Raw genomic sequence first — 26799 nt, 5'->3', positions numbered from 1 at the left:
GTGGACGGATGCAGACGTATGATCCGAGGAACTCGCACGTCAACGGAGACGGAGACCACCCATGACCAGCACCACGGAGACCCCGGCCAGCACCAGCACCGGCACCGGCACCGGCACCGGCACCGGCACCAGCACCAGCCCGAGCCCGAGCCCCGGCTCCGACACCGGGGCCCGCCCCGGCCCCGGCGCCCCGGGCGACCGGAGCACCGCACCCACCCGCGCCACCGCCTCCGTCGCCGCTGTCCTCGCCGAGTCGGCGCGGCGGTTCCCCGACGACGTCGCCGTCATCGTCGGCGACCAGCGGACCACCTACGCCGAGCTGTGGGCGCAGACCCTCGCCTACGCCGGCGCGCTCCGCGCCAAGGGCGTCACCGAGGGCTCCCGTGTCGCGATGCTCGTTCCCAACGTCGCCGACTTCCCCCGCGTCTACTACGCGACCCTCGCCCTCGGCGCCGTCGCGGTGCCCGTCCACGCGCTGCTCAAGCAGCACGAGATCGAGTACGTGCTCCGCGACAGCGGGGCGACGATGCTCGTCTGCGCCGCGCCGCTGCTCGCCGAGGGCGCCGCCGGCGCCGCGCTCGCCGGGGTCGACGTCGTGACCGTGCTGGCGCCTCCCTCGTCCGTCGACCCGCACGGCACCGGGCACGACCGCCTCGAGGCGCTCGCCGAGGCGAGCGAGCCGCTCGACACCTACGTGCCCCGCGACCCGTTCGACACCGCCACCATCCTCTACACGAGCGGCACGACGGGCCAGCCCAAGGGGGCCGAGGGCTCGCACTTCGCCCTGCTCGAGCAGGTGAACACCAACCTCATGACGACCTTCGACATGACCCGCGGCGACGTGCTGCTCGGGGCGCTCCCGCTCTTCCACACCTTCGGGCAGACCTGCACGATGAACACCGGATTCCGGGCCGGGGCCACGATCGTCATGCTGCCGAAGTTCGACGGCGACGGCGCGCTCGCGGCCATGGTCGAGCACGGCTGCGAGATCTTCATGGGCGTCCCGACGATGTACATGGCGCTGCTCGACGCCGCGACGCGCACCGAGGCACGACCGGCGCTCCGGTACGCGATCTCGGGCGGCGCCTCCCTGCCGCTCGCCGTCCTCGAGCGCTTCCAGGCCGTCTTCGACGCTGCGATCCACGAGGGGTACGGCCTCACCGAGACCTCCCCGGTCGCCACCTTCAACCACGTCGGCCGCCCGCCACGCCCCGGCACGATCGGCACGCCGATCTGGGGCGTCGACGTCGAGATCGCCGACCCGGGCTCCGCCGACGCGATCGTCCTGCTGCCGCACGGCGAGATCGGCGAGCTCGTGATCCGCGGCCACAACCTGATGAACGGGTACCTGAACCGCCCCGACGACACGGCCGCGGCCATCGTCGACGGCTGGTTCCGCACCGGCGACCTCGGCACGAAGGACGACGACGGCTACCTCACGATCGTCGACCGCACGAAGGACATGATCATCCGCAACGGCTACAACGTGTACCCGCGGCAGGTCGAGGAGGTGCTCGCCACCCACCCCGACGTCGCCATGGCGGCCGTGTTCGGCGTGCCGCACGCGGTGCACGGGCAGGAGATCGAGGCGGCGGTGGTGCTCCGCCCCGGCGCCACGGCCACCCCCGAGCAGCTGATCGCCCACGTCTCCGACGAGATCGCCGCGTACAAGTTCCCGCGGGTCGTCCACGTGCTCGACGCCCTGCCGATCGGCCCCAGCGGCAAGGTGCTCAAGCGTGCCCTCGTCGACCGGTTCAGCGCGGAGGAGGAGCCGACCCGCGCCTCCTGACAGCCGCGCCCCCGCCGTCCGGGGGCGGCGCTCCGCACGCCCCTGCGCCACGGCGTCACGGGCAGACCCTCGCGGTGCCCGCGCCCTACGATGACGACGGTGATCGCCATCGTCCTCGCCGCCCTGCTCTGGGGCACGACCGGCACGGCCGCGAGCCTCGTCGGCGGGACGGTCAGCCCGCTGGCGACGGGGGCCGCCACCATGACGGTCGGCGGCCTCCTGCTGGCACTCACGGCCCCGCGCCTCGCCGCGGCGGTGCTCCGAGGAGGCGCGGGCAGCTGGCGCTGGATCGCCCCCGGAGCCGTCGGGGTCGCCGTCTACCCCCTCGCGTTCTACAGCTCGATGTCGCTCGCCGGCGTCGCCGTCGGCAACGTCGTCTCGCTCGGCACGGCGCCCCTGTTCGCCGCGCTGCTCGAGCGGCTGCTCGACCCGCCCGCCCGGCGCCGCCCCCTCGAGCGGCGCTGGCTCGCCTCCGCCGGGGCCGCCGTCGTGGGCGTGGCGCTCCTCGCGAGCGTCGGCCACGCCGAGCCGCCGACCGACGTCGCGGTCGTCGCCGGGGCGGGGCCCGACCCCCGCGAGGCCCTCGCCCCGGGCGCCGGCCTCGTGGGCGGCGTCGCCCTCGGCCTGCTCGCGGGCCTCGCCTACGCGGCCTACACCTACACCGCCGGCCGGCTCATCCAGCAGGGGCACCCGTCGCGGGGCGCCATGGCCGCCCAGTTCGGCGTCGGGGCCGTGCTGCTGGTGCCGGTGCTGCTCGCGACGGGCGGGTCGATCGTGCAGTCGGCGACATCGGTCGGCGTGCACGCGTACCTCGCCCTGGGCCCGATGTTCATCGCGTACCTGCTCTTCGGCCGCGGGCTCCGCACGGTGTCGAGCTCCCGCGCGACCACCGTCACGCTGCTCGAGCCCGTCGTCGCCACCCTGCTCGCGGTCGTCGTCGTGGGCGAGCGCCTGACGCCGCTCGGCTGGCTGGGCCTCGCGCTGGTGCTCGTCGGCGTCGTGGCGGTCGTCACGGGGCCGCGGGCGGGGCGGGCCGCGCCCGGAGCCCCGCCCGCGCCTCCCGCGACCCCGCCCGCGCCTCCCGCGACCCCGCCCGCCCCGCCCGCGACCCCTCGACAGGCCCCGGTGCCCGACGCCTAGAGTGAGCGTCGTGATGCTCAACGACGTGCACGTCCACCGGTCCGACGACCCGCTCGCGCGGCGCGACGAGCTGGCCCACCGCCTCGCCGCGGTCGCGGTCGACCCGGTCGCCGTCGACGACGACGTCGCCGAGATGGTCGTCAACCGCGTGATCGACAACGCGGCCGTCGCCGCCGCGAGCCTGCACCGCGCACCCGTCGTCGCCGCCCGGGCCCAGGCCGCGGCGCGGCTGCAGCACCGGTCGGCCCGCCACGAGGGCGCGACCGTCGTCGGCCTCGACCCCGACCGGCGGGTCCAGCCCGAGTGGGCCGCCTGGGCGAACGGCGTGGCCGTGCGCGAGCTCGACTTCCACGACACCTTCCTCGCCGCCGAGTACTCGCACCCCGGCGACAACGTGCCGCCCGTGCTCGCCGTCGCCCAGCACGTCGGCGCCACGGGCGAGCAGCTGCTCCGCGGCCTGGTGGCCGGCTACGAGCTGCAGATCGACCTGACCCGAGCGATCAGCCTGCACGCCCACAAGATCGACCACGTCGCCCACCTCGGCCCGAGCGCGGCCGGCGGCATCGGAGCCCTGCTCGGCCTCGACGTCGAGACCACCGCCCAGGCCATCGCCCAGGCGCTGCACACGACGACCGCGACGCGGCAGTCGCGCAAGGGCCTCATCTCGACCTGGAAGGCCTACGCCCCGGCCTTCGCGGGCAAGCAGGCGGTCGAGGCGATCGACCGCGCGCTCCGCGGCCAGACGAGCCCCAGCCCGATCTGGGAGGGCGAGGACGGCGTGATCGCGCGCCTCCTCGACGGCCCCGAGGCCCGGTACAGCGTGCCGCTGCCGGCCCCGGGCGAGTCGAAGCGGGCCATCCTCGACAGCTACACGAAGGAGCACAGCGCCGAGTACCAGGCGCAGGCCTGGATCGACCTCGCCCGCCGTCTCGGCCGTGAGCGGCCCGAGCTGCGCGACCCCGCGGCCGTGCGGCGCATCGTGCTGCACACGAGCCACCACACGCACGTCGTCATCGGCTCGGGCGCGGGCGATCCGCAGAAGTACGACCCGCGGGCCAGCCGCGAGACGCTCGACCACTCCATCCCCTACATCGTCGCCGTCGCCCTGCAGGACGGCGCGTGGCACCACGAGCGCAGCTACGCGCCCGAGCGCGCGCAGCGCCCCGACACCGTGGAGCTGTGGAGTCGCATCAGCACCGCCGAGGACGCCGAGTGGACGAGGCGGTACCACTCCGTCGACCCCGCCGAGAAGGCGTTCGGCGGGCGCATCGAGGTCGAGTTCGTCGACGGGTCGAGCCTCGTCGACGAGATCGCCGTGGCCGACGCGCACCCGCTCGGCGCGCGGCCGTTCGCCCGGGCCGACTACGTGCGCAAGTTCCGCACGCTCGCCGAGGGGGTGCTCGCCGACGAGGAGGTCGAGCGGTTCCTGGAGCTGGCCCCGCGACTCCGGAGCCTGCGCCCCGACGAGCTCGCCGGGCTCACCGTGACGCCGCCGGAGGGCAGCCTGCGCGAGGTCGACGCCGCGTCGCCCGAGGGGCTGTTCTGATGCTGTACTCGACGCTGGCCCCGGCCGAGAAGCGGCGGCTGTTCCGCGAGCGGCTGCGCGGCACCGACGAGGTGCTACGGCTGCCCGGGGCGTTCAACCCGCTCAGCGCACGCCTGATCGAGCGCAAGGGCTTCGAGGGCGTCTACGTCTCGGGCGCGGTCGTCGCCGCCGACCTCGGCCTGCCCGACATCGGCCTCACCACCCTCACCGAGGTCGCCCAGCGGGCCGGCCAGATCGCGCGCATGACCGACCTGCCGACGCTCGTCGACGCCGACACGGGCTTCGGCGAGCCCATGAACGCGGCGCGCACCGTGCAGACCCTGGAGGACGCGGGAGTCGCGGGCCTGCACGTCGAGGACCAGGTGAACCCCAAACGGTGCGGCCACCTCGACGGCAAGCAGGTCGTCGACCTCGACACGGCCGTGAAGCGCGTGCGGGCGGCGGTCGAGGGGCGTCGCGACCCCGACTTCCTGGTCATGGCGCGCACCGACGTCCGGGCGCTCGAGGGGCTCGACGTCGCCGTCGACCGGGTGCGTGCCCTCGTCGACGCGGGGGCCGACGCGGTCTTCCCCGAGGCGCTCACCGGGCTCGCCGAGTTCGAGGCCGTGGCCTCCGCGGTCGACGTGCCCGTGCTCGCCAACATGACCGAGTTCGGCAAGGGGCGGCTGCACACCGTCGACGAGCTGCGCGACGCCGGGGTGCGGATCGTCATCTGGCCCGTGAGCCTGCTGCGCCTCGCGATGGGCGAGGCGTCCCGCGGCCTGGACGAGCTGGCCGAGAGGGGCACCCAGGCGCGCCTCCTCGACCGGATGCAGCACCGCGCCGACCTGTACGACCTGATCGACTACGAGGGCTACTCGGCCTTCGACGGCGACGTGTTCGACTTCACCGTCGAGCGCTGAGCGCCGCGGCAGCGCCCGCCCACCGCAGCACACCACCACCGCACCGCAGCACCTGCAGCACCGCACCACCGCACCGTCGCCGGCACCGTCGCCGGCACCGCCTCACCTCACGAAGGAGTGACCATGAGCGACACCCTCACCGCCCCCGCGGCGGCGTCCGCCCCCGAGCTGCACAAGGGCCTCGCCGGGGTGGTGGTCGACCGGACGGCCGTGTCGTCCGTCGACCCGACGAGCGGGTCGCTGCTCTACCGCGGCTACCCCGTGCAGGAGCTCGCGGCCCGCTGCGACGTCGAGGACGTCGCCCACCTCCTGCTGCACGGCGAGCTGCCGACCCCCGAGCAGCGCGTCGCCTTCGACGCCGAGCTCCGGGCCGCGCGGCCGCTCGCGCCCGGGCTGCAGCACGTCATCGACCTCATCCCCACCTCGGCGCACCCGATGGACGTCGTCCGCACCGCCCTCAGCGCCCTGGGCGCCGCCGAGCCCGAGCCGAGCACCGCCCCTGGCGTGCACGACCCGGCCGCCGCGCGGCGCCTCGCGACGAGGGTCTTCGCGGCGCTGCCCGGCGTGATCGCCTACGACCAGCGGCGCCGCCACGACCTGCCTCCGGTGCCCCCGCGCGACGACCTCGGCTGGTCGGCGGACCTCCTCCACCGCGTCTTCGGCCGCGAGCCCGACGAGGTCGACGTGCGGGCCCTCGACACCTCGATGGTGCTCTACGCCGAGCACTCGTTCAACGCGTCGACCTTCACCGCGCGCGTGGTGGCCTCGACGCTCTCCGACCTGCACTCCGCGCTCGTCGCGGCGGTCGGGGCGCTCAAGGGCCCCCTGCACGGCGGGGCGAACGAGGCCGCCCTCGAGCTGCTCGAACGGGTCGCCGACGACGGCGGGGCCGACGGCGCCCTCGCCTGGCTCGACGCCGCGCTCGCCCGCCGGGAGAAGATCATGGGTTTCGGGCACCGCGTCTACAAGGACGGCGACAGCCGCGTGCCGACCATGGAGGAGGCGCTGGCCGGCCTCGTCGACCGTGCCCGCGCCTCCGGCGACACCCGGGTCGACGAGCTCGCCGCGGTGTACGACGCGCTGGCCGCGGGCGTGCTCGACCGCAAGGGGCTGAAGCCGAACGTCGACTGGCCGTCGGGCTTCGCCTACCACTTGATGGGCTTCGAGACCCCGGTCTTCACGCCGCTGTTCGTCGCGGCCCGGGTGCTGGGCTGGAGCGCCCACGTGATCGAGCAGCGGGAGGCGAACTCGCTGATCCGGCCGCTGTCGCACTACGACGGGCCCGCGCAGCGAGCCGTCCCGGCGCGAGCGTAGGCAGTCCGTCCCCCTCCCCGCCGCTGCTGCGGCTGCTTTCGCCGTCGCCGTCGATCCCGGCGGTTCCGCCGCCCCGACACCACCGACTGATCAAACAACCACGTCGTTGGGTGGTTCTTTGATCAGTCGGTGGTTCCGGCGAGCGAGAGGCGGCCGCGGCGGGACGCCCCGCCCGCACGCGCCTAGCGTGGGGCACATGACGAACCGACTCGCCGACGCCGTCAGCCCGTACCTGCGCTCGCACGCCGACAACCCCGTCGACTGGTGGCCCTGGGGCCAGGAGGCCTTCGACGAGGCCGCCCGCCGCGACGTGCCCGTGCTCGTCTCGATCGGCTACGCGACCTGCCACTGGTGCCACGTGATGGCCCGCGAGAGCTTCAGCGACCCCGAGCTCGCCGCGCACCTCAACGAGAGCTTCGTCGCCGTCAAGGTCGACCGCGAGGAGCACCCCGACGTCGACTCGAGCTACCTCGCCGCCGCCTCGGCCTTCACCGAGCAGCTCGGCTGGCCCCTCACCGTCTTCGCGACGCCCGAGGGCCGCACGTTCTTCGCGGGCACCTACTTCCCGCCGCAGCCGGTGCAGGGGCACCCGGCCTTCCGGCAGGTGCTCGACGCCGTCACCGAGGCCTGGACGTCCCGTCGCGGTGAGGTGGACGCGACCGCCCGCGGCGTGGCGGCGGCCCTCGCGGCCCAGCCCGCGCCTCCGGCCGCGCACGCGCCGCTGCCGTCGACCGAGGCGCTCCGGCACGCGGCCGCCCGGGTCGGCGCGGCGGAGGACGTCGAGCACGGCGGCTTCGGCGGCGCGCCGAAGTTCCCGGTCGCGCCGGCGCAGCTGGCCCTGCTCGGCCTGGGCGCCGGGGGAGACCGGGCCGCCCTGGCCCTCGTCTCGCGGACCCTGCGGGCGATGGCCGCGTCGCCGTTGCGCGACCCCGTCGAGGGCGGGTTCTTCCGCTACTCGACCCGGCGCGACTGGCACGATCCGCACTACGAGCGCATGCTCTACGACAACGCGCTGCTGCTGACGGCGTACTCGCGCCTGGCCCTGCTCGAGCCGGGCCTGGTCGAAGAGACGTCGTCGTCGGCGGAGCAGCCCGCGGGAGGCGCGGCCGCCGCCGCCCGCACCGCTCCCGACCCGCTGTCGGTCGCCACGGGCATCGCCGACGTGCTGCTCGGTCGGCTGCGGACCCCGCGCGGGGCGTTCGCCTCCGCCCAGGACTCGGAGAGCACGATCGACGGCCGCCGGGTGGAGGGCGGCTGGTACGCCCTCGACGCCGAGGAGCGCCGCCGGCACGAGGCCCCGCCCGTCGACGAGAAGGTGCTGACCGGGTGGAACGGGCTCGCCATCGCCGCCCTGGCCGAGGCCGGCGCGCGGCACGACCGGCCCGAGTGGGTCGCGGCGGCCCGGGCGGCGGCCGACCTGCTGCTCGACGAGCACGTGACCCGCGACGGGCGGCTGCTCCGCGCCTCCACCGGGTCCGGCGTCTCGACGGCCGTCGCGACCCTCGAGGACCACGGCATGTTCGCCGAGGGGCTGCTGCAGCTGACGCTCGCGACGGGCCTGCCGCGCTACGCGGTCGCGGCCCGCGAGCTGCTCGAGCGAACCCTCGTCGACGACCCCGCAGCCGCGGTCCCGTTCGCCGCGCCCGAGGGGGCCGACCCGGTGCTGCGCGGCCACGGCACGGCGTTGGCGGCCGACCCCTCCGAGGGGGCCTACCCCTCCGGGCTCAGCGCCACGGCGACCGCCGCCCTCACCCTGCACCGGATGACGGGGGAGGCGCGGTGGCGGTCCGCCGCGGAGCGCGCCGTCGCCCCCGGCGCGGCCCGGGCCCTCGACGCTCCCGTCGCGTTCGGCACCACGTTCGCCCTGCTCGCCGAGCTCGCCGCGCCGTCGACGCAGCTGGTCGTCGTCGAGCCCGCCGTCGTGGCGGGTGCGGACGCGGGCGCGGACGCGGCGGCTGTCGAGGACACGACGACGCTGGTGCCCGCGTTCGACCTCGGGGAGCGGGCGCGGCGCACCCTCGGACCCGGCGTGCTCGTCGGCGTCGTCGGGGAGGACGCCGCCGAGGCGCTCGCCGACGCCGGCTTGGAGCTGTTCGCCGGTCGTCGGGCGGTGCGCGGCCACGTGACCGCGTACCTCTGCCACGACTTCGTCTGCCGCCTGCCCGTCACGGGCATCGAGGAGCTCGACCGCGAGCTCGCCGAGCAGCTCTAGGCCGGCGGCGCCGAGTGGTCACGATCGGCTCCTCCCGCGCGCGGGAACGACAGTTCGTGACCACTCGGCGGTCAGACGCGCGGTGGCGGTCGGGTGAGGCCCCCGCTCAGGCGGCGAGCGTCGTGAGCGGGGCGTCGCCGTCGGCGGCCCACTCGGTGAGCGACCCGTCGTACAGCGCGACGTTCCGCTCGCCGACGAGGGTGAGCGCCAACGCGTCGGCGCTGGCCGCGATGCCCTGGCCGCAGTAGACGACGACGCGGTCGGCGCCGAGGGCGGGAGCGAGCAGGGCTCGGAGCTGCGCGGGGCTGGCGAAGCGCCGGTCGTCGGCGACGAGCTCGTCGGCGGGCGCGTTCACGCTGCCCGGGATGTGGCCGAGCCGCGGGCGACGGCCCTCGTGGCCGGCGAACTCGGCGCGGGGAGAGCCGCAGACGAGAGCGGCCTGCTCGTCGCCGTGCACGACGGCCTCGACGTAGGCCTTGTCGACCCAGAGCTCGGGACGCTCGTCGGCGAGGAAGAGCGCGGGCTGCGGCTCGACGTGGCCGACGTCGATCGGGCGCTGCTCGCGCTGCCACGTCGTGAAGCCGCCGTCGAGCACGGCGACGTCGTCGTAGCCGAAGGCACGGAACAGCCACCAGAGTCGTGCGGCCCAGAGGCCGACCGACGAGTCGTAGACCACGACGGTGGTCTCGTTGGTGATGCCGAGCGCGCCCACCGCCGCCTCGAAGCGCTCGGCGTCGGGGCGGGTGAAGGGCAGGTCGGCCCGGTGGTCGCTGAGCTCGCTGACGAGGTCGCCGAAGACGGCGCCGGGCACGTGGCCGCCGACGAGGTACTGCTCGTGCCCGGTGACGAAGCGGCCGCTGGGCCGCCCGTCGGGGCCGGCGACGGAGACGACCGACGCGTCGACGACCACCATCTCGTCGGCCCCGATGTGGTCGGCGAGCCACTGGCTCGAGACGAGGGGGGAGGTCAGCACGGGAGGCATGCGGGCCACGGTACTGCCGACCCCTGTCATCGGCCAGGGCGCGCCTTCACGGCGCGTCACGATCGCGACCGGGCCGACCCGCGGCTCCCGCCGGCGGAACGACCGAGCCGACCCGCGACTCCCGCAGGTCGGCCCGGGCGAGCGACTACTTCCCGGTCGGGCCGGAGAAGCTCTCGATGTCCTGCAGCTCGAGCTCGGCGGTGGCCTGGATCAGCTCGAGCAGGTCGGCGTCGAGGCCGGGGGCGAACTCCTCGAGCCCCCGCGGGGCACCAGGGTCAGCGCGACCGACGCGACGAGATGACGCCCGTGTCGAAGCCCATCAGGTTCAGCCCGCCGTTGAAGCGGGCGTGCTCGACCTTGATGCAGCGGTCCATGACGACGGTGAGGCCCTTCTCCTCGCCGTACCGCGCGGCCTCCTCGTCGTAGATCCCCAGCTGCACCCAGATCGTGCGGGCGCCGCTCGCCACGACGTCGTCGACCACCGACGCGATGTCGCTCGCCTTGCGGAACACGTCGACGATGTCGGGCACCTCGGGCAGCGACGCCAGGTCGGGGTAGGCCTTCTCGCCGAGGATCGTGTCGGCGTTCGGGTTGACGAAGTACACGCGCAGGTCGCTGGACTGCTGCAGGTACGTGCCGACGAAGTAGGAGGAGCGGGTGGCGTTGGGCGACGCGCCCACGATCGCGACGGACTTCGCCTCGCGGAGGATCGCCTGGCGCTCCTTCGCGGTCGGCCCGACCCAGGTGCGCTGCGACTTCAACAGCTTCGCGAGCGGCGAGCTCGACGGCAGCTCGCAGGTGAGCCCGTTGGTCAACTGCGTCGTGACGGTGTCGGTCATGACCGGTCTCCCTTGCTGGCTGCGGTCAGCGCCTGGTCGAGGTCGTCGATGATGTCGGCGGGGTCCTCGATGCCGACGCTGATGCGCACCGAGCCGGGCAGCACGCCGGCGTCGACCAGCTGCTGCTCGCTGAGCTGCGCGTGGGTGGTCGACCCGGGGTGGATCACGAGCGTCTTGGCGTCGCCGATGTTGGCGAGGTGGCTGGCGAGCTCGACCGACTCGATGAAGGTCTTGCCGGCGGCGCGGCCGCCCGCGAGCTCGAACGTGAAGACCGAGCCGGGCCCCTCGGGCAGGTACTTCGCCGCCCGCTCGTGGTGCGGGTGCTCGGGCAGGCCGGCCCAGCGCACCCGCTCGATGCGGGGGTCGGCGTCGAGCCACTCGGCGACCTGACGGGCGTTGTCGACGTGGGCGCGCATCCGGTACGGCAGGGTCTCGACGCCCTGGGCGAGGAGGAACGCCGAGTGCGGGGCGAGCGCCGGCCCGATGTCGCGCAGCTGCTCGGCACGGAGGCGCGTGAGGAAGGCGTACTCGCCGAAGTTGCCCGACCAGTTCAGCCCGCCGTAGCTCGCCACCGGCTGGTCGAAGAGCGGGAACCTCTCGGTGTCCCACGCGAAGCGGCCCGACTCGACGACGACGCCGCCGAGGGTGGTGCCGTGCCCGCCGAGGAACTTCGTGGCCGAGTGGATCACCACGTCGGCGCCCCACTCGATCGGGCGGTTCAGATAGGGGGTCGCGATGGTCGAGTCGACGATGAGGGGGATGCCCGCGGCGTGCGCGACCTCGGCGAGGCCCTCGAGGTCGGCGATCTCGCCGGAGGGGTTGGCGACGGTCTCGACGAAGAGCAGCTTCGTCGCGGGCGTGATCGCGGCGGCGTAGTCGGCCGGCTCGCTCGACTGCACGAACGTCGTCTCGACGCCGAACCGGCGCAGCGTGACGTCGAGCTGCGTGATCGACCCGCCGTACAGGTTGGCGCTCGCCACGATGTGGTCGCCGGCGCCCGCGAGGCTCGCGAAGGTGATGAACTGCGCGCTCAGCCCGCTCGAGGTGGCCACGGCCCCGAGGCCGCCCTCCAGGCTGGCGATGCGCTCCTCGAAGGAGGCGGTGGTCGGGTTCGCCAGGCGGCTGTAGATGTTGCCGTACTTCTGCAGGGCGAAGCGAGCCGCGGCGTCGTCGGTGTCGTCGAAGACGAAGGCGCTCGACTGGTAGATGGGGAGGGCGCGGGCGCCCGTCGCCGCGTCGGGGATGTTGCCCGCGTGGATAGCCCGCGTGCGGAAGCCGTACTCACGATCTGCCATGGGGCCACGCTAGCCGCTGCCCCTGACGGCCCCGGCTGGGAGGTCACAGAACTTCACAGTCGACCCGCGCCTCCGGCGGGTGGGGAGGGACGGGCGACGGGTGGGGAGGGACGGGCGACGGGTCAGAAGGGGTTCGTGAGCCCGTCCACGACGGCCTCGATGGCCTCGCCCAGGACCTGCTTGACCCGGTGGGCGGCCTTGACGTGCCAGGGCGCCGAGCTCTCGAGGCTCCGCGCCGACGCGCGGCGGAGGACTCGGCGCGGGACCCTGCGGCGACACGGCTCGACGTCCGCGGCGGCGTCGGCCTCGACATCGGCGTCGGGGTCGGCCGCGTCACCGTCGCCCTGCGCGGCGCACTCGAGGCAGCGCGTGACCACCGGCTCGTGCGCCCCCGGGTGTGCCGTCCACGTGTGGCCGCAGGCCTCGCAGCGGGCGGCGGCCAGGCGACGGCGGGCGGCCCGGCCGGAGGGGCTCGGCCCGGCCGGTGGCTTCGACCAGGTCTCGGGGGCGGGGGAGGCGCCGCCTACTTCCACGACGGGATCCAGTAGTGCAGGCGGATCCACTCCCAGTCCATCTGCTGGGCCGTCCACATCGGGTACCACCAGACCGACACGGCGACGGCCAGCACGAGGAAGCCCGCCGTGATCGAGAGGCCGCGGCGGCGACGGTCGAGGTCGTCGGTGCGGCGCCCCAACAGCAGTCCGATCACCGCGGCGAGGCCGAGCAGGAGGTAGGGCTCGAAGGCGATCGTGTAGAACTGGAACACCGTGCGGCCGGAGAACGCCAGCCACGGCAGGTAGCCCGCCGCGATGCCGACGAGGATCGCCCCGTGCCGCCACTCGCGGTGCCGCACCACCCGCCAGAGCAGGTAGAGGCAGGCCGCGACCGCGGCGTACCAGATCAGCGGGTTCGCGATCGAGGTGATCGCCTCGCCGCAGCGGGCGACGTCGCAGCCGGCCTGCCCGAGGTCGGTGCCCTGGTAGTACATGCTCGTCGGCCGGAGCATCAGCAGCCAGGTGAACGGGTTCGCCTGGTAGTCGTGCGGCGTCTGCAGCCCGACGTTGAAGGCGTAGACACCGGCCTCGTAGTGCCAGAAGTTCTGCACGACGTCAGGCACCCAGGCCAGTCCGCCCGTCCAGCGCTCGCCGGTCTCCTGCACCCAGTCGCGGTAGTACCCGCCGCCGGTGACGAACCAGCCCGTCCAGCTCACCAGGTACGCCACGACGGCGATCGGCACCGTGAGGAGGAAGCTCACCGGCGCCTGCTTGAAGAGGGTGCCCGACAGCCAGAACTCGACGCCGGCCCGGCGTCGGGCCAGCACGTCGACGACGACGGTGTAGACGGCGAACACGGCCAGGAAGTAGAGGCCGTTCCACTTGACGGCCGTCGCGAGGCCGCACATCAGCCCCGCGGTGACGAGCCAGGGGCGCGACCACAGGGCAGGGCCCCAGGCGGTGTCCCGACCGGCACCGCGCCTCCTCGCCAGCCAGGCCTCGAGACGGCCGGCGCTCTGTCGCCGGTCGAGCAGGACGGCGCCGAAGGCCAGCAGCCCGAACAGCATGACGAAGTTGTCGAGCAGCGAGACCCGCGACATCACGATCGCGTGGCCGTCGATCGCCATCAGGAAGCCGGCGATCGTGCCGACGAGCGTCGAGCGCAGCAGCACCGTGCCGATGAGGGCGACGAGGGCCACCGCGAGCACGCCCGCGATCGCCGTGCTGAGCCGCCAGCCCGCCGGGTCGCCGGGGCCGAGGGCGGCCATGCCGAGCGAGATGAGCCACTTGCCGAGCGGGGGGTGCGCGACGAAGGAGGGGCTGGTCAGGAACCCGTCGGCGCCGCCCGCCGCGAACGAGGCGTCGTAGTCGGTCGGCCACGAGCCCTCGTAGCCGAGCTCGTGGAGGGTCCACGCGTCCTTGACGTAGTAGGTCTCGTCGAAGACGAGCGTGCCGGGCACCCCGAGGTGCCAGAGCCGCAGCAGGGCCGCGAGCACGGTGACGCCGATCGGGCCGCCCCAGCGCCAGGCGGTGCGACGGCCGGGGGTCGAGAGCAGCCGGCCCCACCAGGCGTCGACGCGGGTGAGGCGCGGGGCGTGCGCCGGCGGCGGGGCGGTCTCGCCGGCCTCGCCCAGGCCCGGGGCGGAGCCCTGCGCGAGGCCGTCAGGGCCCCGGGGAGGCGCGCCCTCGGCCTCGAGGAGCGCGTCGAACTCGCGCTCGCCCGGGGTCGTCATCGGGCCATCGTATTCGGCGCGTCGAGCGGCTCCGTCGCGCCGGGGGAGAATGACCGGGTGATCGTTCTCGCCGCGACCCCCATCGGCAACCTCGGCGACGCCTCGACGCGTCTCGTCGAGGCCCTCCGCAACGCCGAGGTGATCGCCGCGGAGGACACCCGCACGGCCATCCACCTCATGCGCGCCCTCGGCGTCGAGAACCGCCCGCGGCTCATCGCCCTGCACGAGCACAACGAGCGCGAGAAGGCGGGCGAGCTCGTGGAGCTGGCCCGCGCCTCCGACGTCCTGGTGCTGACCGACGCCGGGATGCCCGCCATCAGCGACCCCGGGTTCCCCCTCGTCGAGGCCGCCGCCGCCGCCGGCGTCACGGTCACCGCGCTGCCCGGCCCCTCGGCGGTGCTGATGGCGCTCGCCGTGTCGGGCCTGCCCACCGACCGCTTCAGCTTCGAGGGGTTCCTGCCGCGCAAGCAGGGCGACAGGCTGCGGGTGCTCGGCGCCCTCGTCGACGAGCGCCGCACGATGGTGTTCTTCGAGTCGCCGCACCGTCTCGCCGACTCGCTCGGCGACGTCGCGACCGCCCTCGGCGCCGACCGCCGCGTCGTCGTCTGCCGCGAGCTGACGAAGATGCACGAGGAGGTGCGGCGCGGGTCGGCCGCCGACCTCGCCGCCTGGGCGGCCGACGGCGTGCGCGGCGAGATCTGCGTCGTGGTCGAGGGCGCCCCCGAGCGCGAGTTCGACCTCGCCGCCGGGCTCGCGCAGGTGCAGGCGCTCGTCGCCGACGGCGCCCGCCTCAAGGAGGCCTCCGCCGACGTGGCCGCCGCCACCGGCCTCTCCCGCCGCGACCTCTACCAGGCCGCCCTCGGCGCCCGGGCCCCCCGCCCCTCCTGACCTCCCCCCGGGGCGCGGCGCCCCCCGCCCGGCCGGCCCGGCCTGTCCAGTGCGGCGGGTTGGTGTCCTCCTGGGCGGGCGAGCGCCCGCCCGCCCACAGGGACACGAACCCGCCGCACGGTTCGTGCTGCACCGCCGGGGAGGACGTCGACCCGCCGACCATGGCCGACAGCGAGCGTTCACCGCGGCTCACCAGTCCCGCGGCACGGTGGTCCCGCGCATCATCGCCTCGAACGCGGCCCTGTTCCAGACCCGGTCCCAGGTCGGGCGGCGGAAGTCGTACCCCTGCTCCCGGAGATCGTCCTCCCGGACCTTCTCGTCCCAGTGCTCGTCTCCGGTCATGAGCTCGGCGTCCGGCCCGTACTTGTACCGGCCGTCCGCCTCGAGCACCAGGCCGGGCCCGATCGACCCCGGCAGCTCGCGCCACAGGCAGTCGACCTCGGCCCGGCGACCCGTCAGCAGCCGGAGGCGCACCTGCTGCTCGGGGCGACGCCAGCCGCCCTCGAAGCACCTGACCTGGACGAGCGACTCGAGCGGCGACTGCGAGAGCGGGGTGCCCAGCCCCAGCGCGGATCTCGCCCGCCGCGCGCCAGGATGGCGGGGGCGCCGCTCCAGCTCGTCCGACAGCTCGTCGAGCTCGACCATCCCGTGGAGGAGGGCGTGGTCGATCATCGGCACGGAGACGATCAAGGAGTGCGCGAGGGCGACGTCGACGAGCGTCCGTGCCAGGGGCGTCAGCCAGAAGTCGCCGATCGGCACGGGGTCGCAGGGCAGCGTCGAGCGGTGCGCCCGGATGCTGGCCTCCGACCGGCCGCCCGACACCTCGGTGCGGAGCGCGTCGAGCCGGTCGGGGAGCCCGCCGACGACGGGCAGCCCGAAGAGGACGGCCGCCGAGCGGTGGCTCACCACGAGTTCTCGGGGGCGGGTGGCCACGACGGCGCGCGCCCGGGCGACGAACCTGCCCCTCGTGTCCAGAGCCTCCCAGACGTCTCCCTCGAGGTAGGCCCCCGGGGCGACCCGGACGAGCACGCCCCTCCGGGTGAGTCGGCTCTGCGCGTTGCGGTCGACGCCGCGACGGGCGAGTTGGCGGGAGGTCGCGATGACCAGGTCTGAGGGGTCCACGGAGGTGATCCTCGGAGACGACCCGCGACTCCCTGGCGTCCTTCCGTGGGGCTGCGGAGGGACCGGCGCTCCCGAGTCCTGGGGAGGGACGCCGTCGAGCGCAGGTGCGGCGGGTCCGTGTCCTGGTGGGCGGGTCGTCGCGCACCCGCCCACGAGGACGACGACCCGCCGCAGCCGGCGAGGCGAGGAGAGCGCGCCGCCGAGGCCCGGCACCTGCCCTGAGGAGGCCCCCGGGGGGAGGCGCGGGCCGCGTCACGGGGGCGGTGGCCGCACCTAAGATGGTGGCCATGCCCGCCGGCGACTCCTTCTTCATCGCAACGCCCATCTTCTACGTCAACGACGTGCCGCACATCGGCCACGCCTACACCGAGGTCGCGGCCGACGTGCTCGCGCGCTGGCACCGCCAGCGCGGCGACGACACGTGGCTGCTGACCGGCACCGACGAGCACGGCCAGAAGATCCTGCGCACCGCGACCAGCCACGACGTGACCCCGCAGCAGTGGGCCGACAAGCTCGTCACCGAGTCCTGGAAGCCGCTGCTCGAGACCGTCGACATCAGCAACGACGACTTCATCCGCACGACCGACGAGCGCCACGAGGCGGGCGTGCAGAAGTTCCTGCAGAAGCTGTACGACGACGGCTTCATCTACCAGGGCGAGTTCGAGGGCTCGTACTGCGTCGGCTGCGAGGAGTACAAGCAGCCCGGCGACCTCGTCGAGGGCACCGGGCCGTTCGAGGGCGAGCAGGTCTGCGCGATCCACTCGAAGCCCGTCGAGCTGCTGAAGGAGAACAACTACTTCTTCCGCATGAGCGACTTCGAGCAGCGCCTGCTCGACCTCTACGAGCAGCAGCCCGACTTCGTGCAGCCCGAGACCGTGCGCAACGAGATCGTGCAGTTCGTGCGGCAGGGCCTCCGCGACCTCTCCATCTCGCGCCAGAGCTTCGACTGGGGCGTCAAGGTCCCGTGGGACGAGGAGCACGTCGTCTACGTCTGGTTCGACGCCCTCCTCAACTACGTCACGGCCATCGGCTACGGCGTCGACGACGAGCAGTTCCGTCGACGCTGGCCGGCCGTGCAGCTCGTCGGCAAGGACATCGCCCGGTTCCACGCCGTCATCTGGCCCGCCATGCTCATGGCCGCGGGCCTCCCGGTGCCGAAGGCGGTCTTCGGCCACGGCTGGCTGCTCGTCGGCGGCGAGAAGATGTCGAAGTCGAAGCTGACCGGCATCGCCCCGCAGCAGATCACCGACGTCTTCGGCGCCGACGCGTTCCGCTACTACTTCATGCGCGCCATCACGTTCGGCCAGGACGGCAACTTCAGCTGGGAGGACATCGCGGCCCGCTACCAGGCCGAGCTCGCGAACGGCTTCGGCAACCTGGCCTCCCGCGTCGTCGCGATGATCACCCGCTACTTCGACGGGGTCGTCCCCGTCGCCGGCGAGCTGACCGACGCCGACCTCGCGATCCGCGAGACCGAGCTGCGCGTGACGGCCGCGGCCGACGCCGCGATCGAGCGCTTCGCGATCAACGAGGCGCTGGCGTCGATCTGGGAGCTCGTCGACGCTCTCAACGGCTACATCACCGAGCAGGAGCCCTGGGCCCTCGCCAAGCACGAGGACCAGCGCGAGCGCCTCGCGACGGTGCTCAGCACCGCCCTCCGCGGCCTCGGCACGCTCACCGTGCTGCTCTCGCCCTTCATCCCGACCGCGACGCACACGCTGTGGGAGTCCATCGGCCAGGGCACGCTGACCAGCCAGCCGGTCGACCGGGCCGCCGAGTGGTCGAGCGCGCCGGCCGTCGTGCCGCTCGCCGCCGGGCTCTTCCCGCGCATCGAGCAGCCGGAGCCGGCGGCGTGAGCGACGCCGACCGCGACGCGGCCGCCCCCGGGGGCGACGCTCCCGCGCACGTCCGCCACCGCGCCTCCACCGAGTCCGGCGGGCAGACGCGCGACCTGACGTACCCGCCGAGCCCGCAGGCCCTCGTCGTGCCCGTGTACGACAACCACACGCACCTCGAGATCGCCGACGGCGAGAACTCGCTCGACTACCGCGAGCACCTCGACCGGGCGTCGAGCGTCGGCGTCCGCGGCGTCGTGCAGGTCGGCACCGACCTCGAGACGTCGCGCTGGTCGGCCGCGATCGCCGCCCGCGAGCCGCGCGTGCTCGCCGCCGTCGCGCTGCACCCCAACGAGGCGCCCGCCCTCGCCGCCCGCGGCGAGCTGGCCGACGCCCTCGCCGAGATCGACGAGCTCGCCTCGCGCCCCCGCGTGCGGGCGATCGGCGAGACCGGGCTCGACTTCTTCCGCACCGGCGAGGAGGGCCGCGACGCCCAGATCGAGTCGTTCGTCGCCCACGTCGAGATCGCGAAGAAGCACGGCCTGGCCCTGCAGATCCACGACCGCGACGCCCACGACGAGGTCGTCGACCTGCTGCTCGAGGTCGGCGCCCCCGACAAGACCGTCTTCCACTGCTTCAGCGGCGGCCCCGAGCTCGCGAGCATCCTCGCCGAGAACGGCTGGTACGCCTCGTTCGCGGGCACCGTCACGTTCAAGAACGCGCAGCCCCTCCGCGACGCGCTGGTGCAGCTGCCCCGTAGCCTCGTCATGGTCGAGACCGACGCGCCGTACCTCACGCCGACGCCGTTCCGCGGCCGGCCGAACGCGCCGTACCTCATCCCGCACACGCTGCGGTCGATGGCCGAGACGATCGGCACCGACGTGTCGATGCTCGCCGCCCAGATCTCGTCGAACACCGAGCTGGTCTACGGCTCGTGGACGGACGAGCCCGTGACGGTCGAGGGCTGATGTCGCGCTCGACCCTGCTGGGCCCCGCCGAGATCCGCGACCTCGCCGACCTGCTCGGCATCCAGCCGACGAAGAAGCTCGGCCAGAACTTCGTCCACGACGCCAACACGGTGCGGCGCATCGTCGCGGCCTCCGGCGTCTCGGCCGGCATGTCGGTCGTCGAGATCGGCCCGGGCCTCGGCTCGCTCACCCTCGGCCTGCTCGAGGCGGGGGCCGACGTCGTCGCCGTCGAGATCGACAAGCGCCTCGCCGAGCAGCTGCCGAAGACCGTCCAGCTGCTGCAGCCGGCCGCCGACCTGCGGGTGATCGTCGACGACGCGATGCGCGTCGTCGCGCTGCCCTCCGAGCCGTCGCACCTCGTCGCGAACCTGCCCTACAACATCAGCGTGCCCGTGCTGCTGCACTTCCTCGAGCACTTCCCGTCGCTCGAGCGCGGGCTCGTCATGGTCCAGGCCGAGGTCGGCCTGCGCCTCGCGGCCGAGCCCGGCTCGAAGATCTACGGCGCCCCGAGCATCAAGGCGGCCTGGTACGGCGAGTTCTCGACGGCCGGCCAGGTCAGCCGCCAGGTGTTCTGGCCGGTGCCGAACGTCGACAGCATCCTCGTCGCGTTCGACCGGCGCGAGCCCCGCGGCACCGAGCAGGAGCGCCTCGCCGTCTTCGAGCTGGTCGACGGCGCGTTCCAGCAGCGCCGCAAGATGCTCCGCCAGTCGCTCTCGGGCGTCTTCGGGTCGTCGGCGGCCGCCTCCGAGGCGCTGGTCGCCGCCGGGCTCGAGCCGACCGAGCGCGGCGAGCAGCTGACCGTCGACGACTTCCTCCGCATCGTGCGCGCGAGCGGACGTGGGGGAGGCGCCGCCCCGGTCGCCGAGGGCGCTCCCGAGGCAGACTGACCCCGTGAGCACCCACGACGACCCCTCGACGCCGCGTCGTCGCGCGTCGTCGGGTCGCCGGTCCGCCGACGGCGCGACCGCTGCCGCCGCAGCCTCAGCCGCCGCGGGAGGCGTGCCCCCGCGCGGCGTCATCGGCCACGAGCAGACCATGAGCGACGCCCGGCTCGGCGCCGGCACCGGCCGCAGCGCCGAGCAGTGGTTCGCCCTCCTCGACGCGGCGGGCTCCACGACGCGGTCGCACACGCAGATCGCGCGCTGGCTGGTCGACGAGCACGAGGTGCCGGGCTGGTGGGCTCAGAGCATCACCGTGCGGTACGAGCAGGCCAGGGGGATGCGCCTCCCCGGTCAGCAGGCCGACGGCACGTTCTCGGTGTCGGTCAGCCGTAGCCTGCGCGGCGGCCAGCTCGAGCTGCTCGACCTCGCGGTCGAGCGCTTCGCCGCCTTCGCGGGCGGCCCGCCCGACTCGACGAGCCGCTCGGCGAAGCACCCCACGGCGCGCTGGCGGCTGCCGAGCGACGAGTCGCTCCTGCTCACCGTGGCTCCGCCGGTGGGCGGCAAGTGCTCCGTCAGCCTGACCCTCAGCAGGCTCCGCCTGCCCGAGCGGGTCGAACCCGTCAAGCAGGAGCTCACGAAGGCCTTCCGCGTCGTGAGCGGCCGGCAGAACTGACTAGGTTGGGAGTCATGACGACCGTGGCCGCCCCGACCGTGGTCCACACGCGTGCCCCCGGCAAGATCAACGTCTTCCTGGCCGTCGGCGACCTGCAGGGCGACGGCTACCACGAGCTGGCGACCGCCTACCAGGCCGTCTCGCTCTACGAGGACGTGCGGGCGCGCCACTCCGACGACTTCACCGTGCGCGTCTCGGCGGGCCCGGGCGTCGACGTCTCCGGCGTGCCCACCGACGAGAGCAACCTGGCCATCAAGGCCGCCCGCCTCCTCGCCGCCACGACGGGCTGGGCCGGCGGCGTCGACCTCACCATCGACAAGGCCGTGCCGGTCGCCGGCGGCATGGGCGGCGGCTCGGCCGACGCGGCGGCGACCCTGCTCGCGTGCGACACCCTGTGGCAGACCGGCGTGGGGCGCGACGAGCTGCTGCGGCTCGCGGCCGAGCTCGGGGCCGACGTGCCCTTCGCCTTCGCCGGCGGCACCGCCGTCGGCACCGGTCGCGGCGACGAGCTGAGCCCCGCCCTCGCCAAGGGGCAGTTCCAGTGGGTGCTCGCCCTCGCCGACTTCGGCCTCTCGACCCCCACCGTCTACCGCGAGCTCGACGAGCACCGCCGCCGCCACCAGAGCGAAATCGCGCCGGTGCGGCAGCCCGTCGTCGACGCCGGGGTGCTGCAGGCGCTGCGCGCCGGCGACGCCGGCATGCTCGCCGACAGCATGCACAACGACCTCCAGGCGCCCGCGCTGCACCTCGAGCCGGGTCTCTCCGCGGTGCTCGAGCTCGGCGAGAGCAACGGGGCGCTGGCGGGCATCGTCTCCGGCTCGGGGCCGACCGTGGCGTTCCTCACCGCCGACCTCGACAGCGCCCTCGAGCTGCAGATCGCGCTCAGCGCGGCACGGCTCACGGTGCTGAGGGCGACGGGGCCGGTGCACGGCGCCCGCGTCGTCGCCGACTGAGGCGGGCCTGAGAGCCACGCCGGCCGGAGCCGACCATTCTCGCCCGACCGGAGCGGGACCGGGACCGGGACCTGTCGGCTCGACCCGCGACTCCTCGACGCCTGACTCCGAGACGGCGATCCGAGAGAGATCCGTTCTGCCGAGCCCCGAGACCGGGGCTGCCCCGGTCGCCTGCGGGCTGATCACTCTCGAATTTGAGAGCCGCGTCGGCTGGCGCTGGCCGTTTCTCCGCCGCCGGGATCGGAACCGGACGACCCGTCCCCCGACTCCTCGACCCGCGACTCCGCGACCCCTCGACCGGCGATGCGAGAGAGATCCGTGCTCCCAAGACCTGAGACCGGGCCTTCCAGGCCGCGCGCGGGCCGATCACTCTCAAATTGGGAGGGAGAGAGGCTGGGAGCAGGAGCAGGAGCAGGAGCAGGAGCAAGGGCGGCGTCGGCCCGCAGCAGCGCCCGCCACCAGGGCCGCCTCGGGCGGCGCCCGCCACCGCTCAGCGCGTGTAGCGCAGCACGTTCGTGCGGGTCAGCGACCACTCCTCGTCGAGGTGGAACCCGACGCTGCCGAGCTCGTCGGTGACGCGGGGGCGCCAGTCCTGCTTGTCGCTCGTGATCAGCCAGACGACGTCGAGGTCGGCCGTGCGGTCGAGCACGTCGCCGAGGTCGTGCTGGGTCTCCCACAGGCCGTCGGTCTCGGCGCCGGGCGTCTCGAGGGTGAAGTCGGACATGCCCTCGAACGCGGCCGGGTAGGTGTCCTGGATGATCCGCGACGTGGCGTGGGGGTGACGCCGCACGGGGCCGAAGACGAGTCCCTCCGCGGTGCCGGCGGGCTCCTCCGCGCGCTCGCGGGCGACGAGGGCCGCGACCTGGTCCCAGGCCGCGGAGTCCTTGGCCTCGGGCTCGCGCTGCTCGAGCCAGCTGGGGGTCGTGAGCACGACGGCCACGAGCAGCACGAGGGCGATCACGCGCCGCCAGGGGATCGCGGCCACGGCGACGGCCATCGTCATGGCGACGGCGGGGGTGCCGAAGGTCAGGTACCGGGGCGAGTACAGCGGGTCGACGACCAGCGAGACGCCGACGAGCCCGACCGTCGGCACGATGAGCCAGGGCAGCACGACCTCGGCGAAGCCGCGCGCGGCCGGGGCGAGGCGCAGCGCCAGCACGACGAGGGTCGACGCCATCGCGAGGATCGCGAAGACGGCGAAGTTCTCGTTGCCGATGAACCACTGGGTCACCAGCACGCCGCGCAGGGTGTCGAAGTTCGGCCGCTCGATCCAGCTGACCTGCCCGTTCTGCCCCGAGATGAACCAGGCGAGCGGGAGGCAGGCGAGGCCGGCCACGACGGCGCCGCCGAACCACCCGACGAAGGCGCGGCGCGACGAGCGCACCGAGTCGCGCACGACGCCGCCGAGCTGGGTCGCGGTGCGGAGCGGCCCCGTGGCCGACCCCGCGGCGGCGCCGGCCGGCACGACGACGACCGAGCCCGTGCGGGCCCACTCGTCGACGCGCCCCACCTGGTCGCGCTGGTCACGGTGGTCGCGCACGACCCGGACGATCATCGTCACGGCGTGGCCGACGACGAGCAGCGCCAGGTAGAGGAAGAACGCGGCGGCGACGACCGCGAGCACCCCGTAGGCGACCCACCAGAGCGCCACCGAGCGGCGGGTGCGGGCCACGCCGTCCTCCGAGGTGCGGCGGGCGGCCACGACGAGCACGAGGGTCAGGGCGACGGCGAACATCGCCGACAGGGCGTACGAGCGGCCCTCGCCGCCCATCCAGGTGACGCGGGGCAGCAGGCAGAACAGCAGGCCGGCCACGACGGCGGTGCGGCGGTCCACGAGGATGCGCGTGAGGGCCACCGTGAACCCGGCCGCGGCGCCCGTCGCGAGGGCGCTCGGCACGCGCAGCGACGTCGGCGAGTACGGGAAGACGTCGAACCAGAGGTGCATGAAGGCGTAGTACGTGGCGTGCACGAGGTCGACGGTGTGGATCATCGTCCAGAGCTGGCCCCAGGTGCGGGTGGCCGAGACGACGGTCGCGGCCTCGTCGTACCAGACCGAGGGCACCCCGAGGAAGGCCCCCGACACCACGGTCGCGAGCAGGCCGATGAGGACGGCGTCGGCGTGACGGGCGTGCAGGAGGCGCGCGACGGCCCCGCGAGGGCGGCCGGCCGGGCGATCGGCACGGCCGTCGGCGGTGCCGGGGGCCGTGCCGTCGGCGGTGCCGGTGGTCGGGGATACAGTGGGCGCGGCCGCGTCGCCCGCGGCTGGTCTCAGGAGGTCCGCCATGTCGTCACTGCCCCCTCTCGTGTCGTCTGTCAGGGTGTCCGCCGCGCGGGCCGCCGCCGGCCCGGAGGGGTCGGCCACCGCCCCGGAGGACGACGTGCGCTGGTCGCGCAGCGTCCGCCTGCCGGGCTTCGGTCTCGACGCCCAGGGCCGGCTGCGGGCAGCGCGGGTGCTGGTCGTGGGTGCCGGTGGGCTGGGCGCACCGGTCGTCCAATATCTCGCAGCCTCCGGTGTGGGGACGCTGGGAATGGTCGACGACGACGTCGTCGACCGCTCGAACCTACAACGTCAAGTGCTCTTCTCGCCGAGCGACGTCGGCCGGCCGAAGGCCCACGTCGCGGCCGAGCGCGTCCGTGCCGCGGCCCCGGAGGTCGAGGTCGTCGTGCACCCCGTGCGGCTCACGGCGGAGACCGCGTCGCTCCTCGACGGGTACGACCTCGTCGTCGACGGCAGCGACTCGTTCGACACCTGCTACCTCGTCGCCGACGAGGCCGCGGCCCGGGGGCTGCCCGTCGTCTGGGGGTCCGTCTCCCGCTTCGACGGCCAGGTCTCCGTCTTCTGGGACGCCGCCCCCGACGGCCGCGCCGTCGACTACCGCGACCTGCACCCGGCGCCGCCGGCCTCCGGCTGGGACGAGTCCTGCGCCGACGTCGGCGTCCTCGGCCCGCTCTGCGGCACCGTGGGCGGCGTCATGGCCTCCGAGGCGGTCAAGCTGCTGACGGGCGTCGGCGAGCCCCTCCTCGGCCGCGTGGTCACCCTCGACGCCCTCGGCGGCTCGTGGCGCGAGAGCCGGCTGCGGCGGGCTCCGCACCGGGCGGCCGAGCGGGAGCGCGCGGCCGCGGCCCGGCGGCAGGCCGACCCCGAGGAGTCGCGGGTCGAGCCGAGCGCGTCGGCGGGCCCGGTCGTGACCACCGCCTCCCCGGCTGCTCCTGTCGCCGCCTCGGAGGCCCGGGCGGTCGGGCCCGACGTGAGCGCCGACGACCTCGCCGAGCTGCTCACGGCGCGGGAGGAGGGCGTGGCGGAGTTCACCCTGCTCGACGTGCGGGAGCCCGACGAGCACGACTTCGCGCACCTGCCGGGCGACGTCACGGCGCCCGGCCTCGGCGTGCGGACGCGGCAGCGGCCCGAGCTCGACCCCGCGGTGCCCGTGATCGTCTACTGCGCACGGGGGCCCCGGGCACGGGCGGCCGCCGACCTGCTCGCGGGGGAGGGCTTCGACGTGGCCGTGCTCGACGGCGGCATGCTCGGCTGGCAGCTGCGCGCCGACGCCGCGGCCCGTCGCTGAGGCGGCCCGTCCCCGGCCTGTCGGCGGGGCACCCCGTCCTGGCCCGCGGCTGACGCGCCACGGACGTCCTCGCCCGCTGACCGGTGGGCGGCGCCACTTCTCAAATTTGAGAGTGATCCGGTCAGAACGAGGGTCGGAGCCCCGGCCCTCCGGTGCTGGCGACCGAGATGCTCTCGTTCTGCGCCGCCGGGCGCTCGACTGAGCCGCCGCCCGACTCCGCGCCCCGCGCCGCCCGCCCGGTCGGCTCAGCCCGCGCCGCCGTACGCCCGGCTCAGCCGCCGGCGAACGGCGGCATGACGTCGACGACGTCGCCGTCCGCCACGAGCTGCTCGCGGTCGCGGGTCGTGAGCCCGTCGACGAGGAACGAGCAGCGCAGCAGCACGTCGCGCCAGTCGGCGGCCGACGTGCCCTCGACCGGCCGCACCTCGGCGAGCAGCCGCCCGACGGTCGCGCGCTTGTCGTCGGGCAGCTCGACGACCTGCTCGTCGAGGCCGACGGCCGCGCGGGCCGCCGCGAAGAACCTCAGGGTCGCTCGGGTCACGTCAGCCTCCGATGGCGCTCATCGACCGCGCGGGCTGCACGAAGTCGGGTCGGTCGATGCCGTGCGAGGCGGGCTTCGTCCACATCGCCCCGCGCCAGAGGTCGGCGAGCTCGCGGTCGTCGGCCCCGGCCCGCATCGGGTCGCGGAGCCCGGTCTCGGCGTCGCCGAACAGGCAGCTCCGCACGCCGCCCTCGGCGGTGAGCCGGGTGCGGCGGCAGTCGCCGCAGAAGGGGTCGCTGACCGAGGCGATGATGCCCACGGTGCCGGCCAGCCCGGCGTCGGCGCCGTGGCCCACCACGTCGAAGCGCTCGGCGGGCGCGCCGTCGCGCGGTGCGGCGTGGGGGCTGAGCACGAAGCGCTCGGCGAGGCGCGTGCGGATGTCGAGGGAGGTGACGAAGGAGTCGCGCTCCCAGGTGTGGTCGGCGTCGAGGGGCATCTGCTCGATGAACCGCAGCTCGTGGCCGCCGGCGAGCGCCCAGGCCAGCAGGTCGGCGGCCTCGTGGTCGTTGACGCCCGGCAGCAGCACCGCGTTGATCTTGACCGGGGTGAGGCCCGCGGCGGCCGCGGCGTCGACGCCCGCGAGCACCTTGTCGAGGAAGGGGCGTCGGGTGAGCTGCGTGAAGGTCTGGGCGTGCAGCGAGTCGAGCGACACGTTCACGCGGTCGAGGCCCGCGTCGCGGAGCGCCTGGGCCCGCTGCGCCAGGCCGATCGCGTTGGTCGTGAGCGACACGTCGGGCCGGGGCTCGAGCGCCGCGACGCGACGGACGATGTCGACGAGGTCGGCCCGCAGCAGCGGCTCGCCGCCGGTGAAGCGCACCTGCCGCACGCCGAGGTCGCGCACGCCGATCGCGACGAGGCGCACGATCTCGTCGGCGCTGAGGGCCTGGTCCTTCGGCAGCCAGGGCAGCCCCTCGGCCGGCATGCAGTAGGTGCAGCGCAGGTTGCACTTGTCGGTCAGCGACACCCGGAGGTCGCTGGCGACGCGCCCGAAGCGGTCGAGCAGGCCGGGGGCCCGGTCGGCGGAGGGGCGCGCGGGGAGGCCGGCGTCGGCGCTGCCGGCTCCGACCTCGCCGGTGCGCCGGGGGAGGGCTGGCAACCCGAGCGAGACCGTCATGCGACGACTGTA

Annotated in this window: 22 protein-coding genes; 13 read left to right on the top strand and 9 right to left on the bottom strand. The window is 74.5% G+C overall.

The features are described 5' to 3' along the window. Positions 1-61 precede the first annotated feature (61 nt). The 6 genes from IFT72_RS08835 (at position 62) to IFT72_RS08810 (ending at position 8903) form a co-directional block, all read left to right on the top strand. Positions 62-1789, top strand: coding sequence for a long-chain fatty acid--CoA ligase (locus IFT72_RS08835; protein ID WP_192046173.1), 1728 nt, complete (start codon positions 62-64; stop codon positions 1787-1789). Positions 1790-1879: 90 nt separating this feature from the next. Then, positions 1880-2929, top strand: a complete 1050-nt coding sequence (locus IFT72_RS16500; protein WP_192046172.1) for a DMT family transporter — start codon at positions 1880-1882, stop codon at positions 2927-2929. Positions 2930-2942: 13 nt separating this feature from the next. Continuing rightward, the gene (locus IFT72_RS08825; RefSeq protein WP_192046360.1) at positions 2943-4475 is read left to right on the top strand and encodes an MmgE/PrpD family protein; all 1533 of its coding nucleotides are present in this window, start codon (positions 2943-2945) and stop codon (positions 4473-4475) included. Further along, entirely contained in the window at positions 4475-5377 is a 903-nt protein-coding gene (gene prpB / locus IFT72_RS08820) for a methylisocitrate lyase (protein ID WP_192046171.1), read from the top strand. Before IFT72_RS08825 ends, prpB begins: the two co-directional genes overlap by 1 nt. A gap of 123 nt (positions 5378-5500) precedes the next feature. Then, positions 5501-6691 carry a bifunctional 2-methylcitrate synthase/citrate synthase gene (locus IFT72_RS08815; RefSeq protein WP_192046170.1) on the top strand — a complete coding sequence of 397 codons (1191 nt, stop codon included), beginning with the start codon at positions 5501-5503 and terminating at the stop codon, positions 6689-6691. A gap of 196 nt (positions 6692-6887) precedes the next feature. Beyond that, positions 6888-8903 carry a thioredoxin domain-containing protein gene (locus IFT72_RS08810; RefSeq protein ID WP_192046169.1) on the top strand — a complete coding sequence of 672 codons (2016 nt, stop codon included), beginning with the start codon at positions 6888-6890 and terminating at the stop codon, positions 8901-8903. A gap of 106 nt (positions 8904-9009) precedes the next feature. On the opposite strand, the gene IFT72_RS08805 is transcribed toward IFT72_RS08810, so the two are convergent. The 5 genes from IFT72_RS08805 to IFT72_RS08785 form a co-directional block, all read right to left on the bottom strand. Then, positions 9010-9885: a sulfurtransferase gene (locus IFT72_RS08805; protein ID WP_056058947.1), complete on the bottom strand. Its 876-nt coding sequence runs from the start codon at positions 9883-9885 to the stop codon at positions 9010-9012. Between the two features lie 275 nt (positions 9886-10160). After that, positions 10161-10724 (bottom strand): CoA-binding protein, encoded by a 564-nt coding sequence (locus tag IFT72_RS08800; protein ID WP_056056755.1) that lies wholly within the window; start codon positions 10722-10724, stop codon positions 10161-10163. After that, positions 10721-12019, bottom strand: a complete 1299-nt coding sequence (locus IFT72_RS08795) for an O-acetylhomoserine aminocarboxypropyltransferase/cysteine synthase family protein (protein ID WP_056056753.1) — start codon at positions 12017-12019, stop codon at positions 10721-10723. The genes IFT72_RS08800 and IFT72_RS08795 overlap by 4 nt, the downstream gene beginning before the upstream one ends. Before the next feature lie 122 nt (positions 12020-12141). Further along, positions 12142-12552, bottom strand: a complete 411-nt coding sequence (locus IFT72_RS08790; RefSeq protein WP_192046168.1) for a hypothetical protein — start codon at positions 12550-12552, stop codon at positions 12142-12144. After that, positions 12543-14246: a dolichyl-phosphate-mannose--protein mannosyltransferase gene (locus tag IFT72_RS08785; RefSeq protein WP_192046167.1), complete on the bottom strand. Its 1704-nt coding sequence runs from the start codon at positions 14244-14246 to the stop codon at positions 12543-12545. Before IFT72_RS08785 ends, IFT72_RS08790 begins: the two co-directional genes overlap by 10 nt. Positions 14247-14303: 57 nt before the next feature. On the opposite strand from IFT72_RS08785, the gene rsmI reads away from it, so the two are divergent. Beyond that, on the top strand, positions 14304-15134 hold the full coding sequence (gene rsmI / locus IFT72_RS08780) for a 16S rRNA (cytidine(1402)-2'-O)-methyltransferase (protein ID WP_192046166.1): 831 nt from the start codon (positions 14304-14306) through the stop codon (positions 15132-15134). A 189-nt stretch (positions 15135-15323) separates the two neighbouring features. Here the strand turns inward: rsmI and IFT72_RS08775 are convergent, their stop codons facing one another. Further along, positions 15324-16256 (bottom strand): type IV toxin-antitoxin system AbiEi family antitoxin domain-containing protein, encoded by a 933-nt coding sequence (locus IFT72_RS08775; protein ID WP_192046165.1) that lies wholly within the window; start codon positions 16254-16256, stop codon positions 15324-15326. A 287-nt stretch (positions 16257-16543) separates the two neighbouring features. Between IFT72_RS08775 and metG the strand changes: the two genes are divergently transcribed. From metG to IFT72_RS08750, 5 genes are read left to right on the top strand one after another with little or no spacing between them, the layout of a single operon-like run. Continuing rightward, positions 16544-18112 (top strand): methionine--tRNA ligase, encoded by a 1569-nt coding sequence (gene metG, locus IFT72_RS08770; RefSeq protein WP_192046164.1) that lies wholly within the window; start codon positions 16544-16546, stop codon positions 18110-18112. Next, complete coding sequence (locus IFT72_RS08765) at positions 18109-19059, top strand: TatD family hydrolase (RefSeq protein ID WP_167259921.1); 951 nt, start codon at positions 18109-18111, stop codon at positions 19057-19059. Before metG ends, IFT72_RS08765 begins: the two co-directional genes overlap by 4 nt. Beyond that, a complete protein-coding gene (gene rsmA, locus IFT72_RS08760; RefSeq protein ID WP_056056743.1) occupies positions 19059-19946 on the top strand; it encodes a 16S rRNA (adenine(1518)-N(6)/adenine(1519)-N(6))-dimethyltransferase RsmA in 888 nt (295 codons plus the stop codon). The genes IFT72_RS08765 and rsmA overlap by 1 nt, the downstream gene beginning before the upstream one ends. A 4-nt stretch (positions 19947-19950) precedes the next feature. Continuing rightward, on the top strand, positions 19951-20613 hold the full coding sequence (locus IFT72_RS08755; RefSeq protein WP_197981321.1) for a DUF4287 domain-containing protein: 663 nt from the start codon (positions 19951-19953) through the stop codon (positions 20611-20613). A 14-nt stretch (positions 20614-20627) separates the two neighbouring features. Further along, on the top strand, positions 20628-21566 hold the full coding sequence (locus IFT72_RS08750) for a 4-(cytidine 5'-diphospho)-2-C-methyl-D-erythritol kinase (RefSeq protein WP_192046163.1): 939 nt from the start codon (positions 20628-20630) through the stop codon (positions 21564-21566). 490 nt (positions 21567-22056) lie between these two features. Here IFT72_RS08750 and IFT72_RS08745 read toward each other — a convergent pair whose 3' ends face one another. Further along, positions 22057-23850 carry a hypothetical protein gene (locus IFT72_RS08745; protein WP_185233459.1) on the bottom strand — a complete coding sequence of 598 codons (1794 nt, stop codon included), beginning with the start codon at positions 23848-23850 and terminating at the stop codon, positions 22057-22059. On the opposite strand from IFT72_RS08745, the gene IFT72_RS08740 reads away from it, so the two are divergent. Beyond that, on the top strand, positions 23849-25132 hold the full coding sequence (locus IFT72_RS08740) for a ThiF family adenylyltransferase (protein WP_192046162.1): 1284 nt from the start codon (positions 23849-23851) through the stop codon (positions 25130-25132). The two genes, IFT72_RS08745 and IFT72_RS08740, sit on opposite strands and share 2 nt — an antisense overlap. Before the next feature lie 271 nt (positions 25133-25403). Here the strand turns inward: IFT72_RS08740 and IFT72_RS08735 are convergent, their stop codons facing one another. Further along, the gene (locus IFT72_RS08735; RefSeq protein WP_192046161.1) at positions 25404-25673 is read right to left on the bottom strand and encodes a MoaD/ThiS family protein; all 270 of its coding nucleotides are present in this window, start codon (positions 25671-25673) and stop codon (positions 25404-25406) included. Position 25674: 1 nt separating this feature from the next. Further along, entirely contained in the window at positions 25675-26787 is a 1113-nt protein-coding gene (gene moaA / locus IFT72_RS08730) for a GTP 3',8-cyclase MoaA (protein WP_185233455.1), read from the bottom strand. Positions 26788-26799 lie beyond the last annotated feature (12 nt).

The organism is Frigoribacterium sp. CFBP 8754, assembly GCF_014841815.1.
Classification (GTDB): domain Bacteria; phylum Actinomycetota; class Actinomycetes; order Actinomycetales; family Microbacteriaceae; genus Frigoribacterium; species Frigoribacterium endophyticum.
This window is presented reverse-complemented; position numbering and strand designations above follow the sequence as displayed.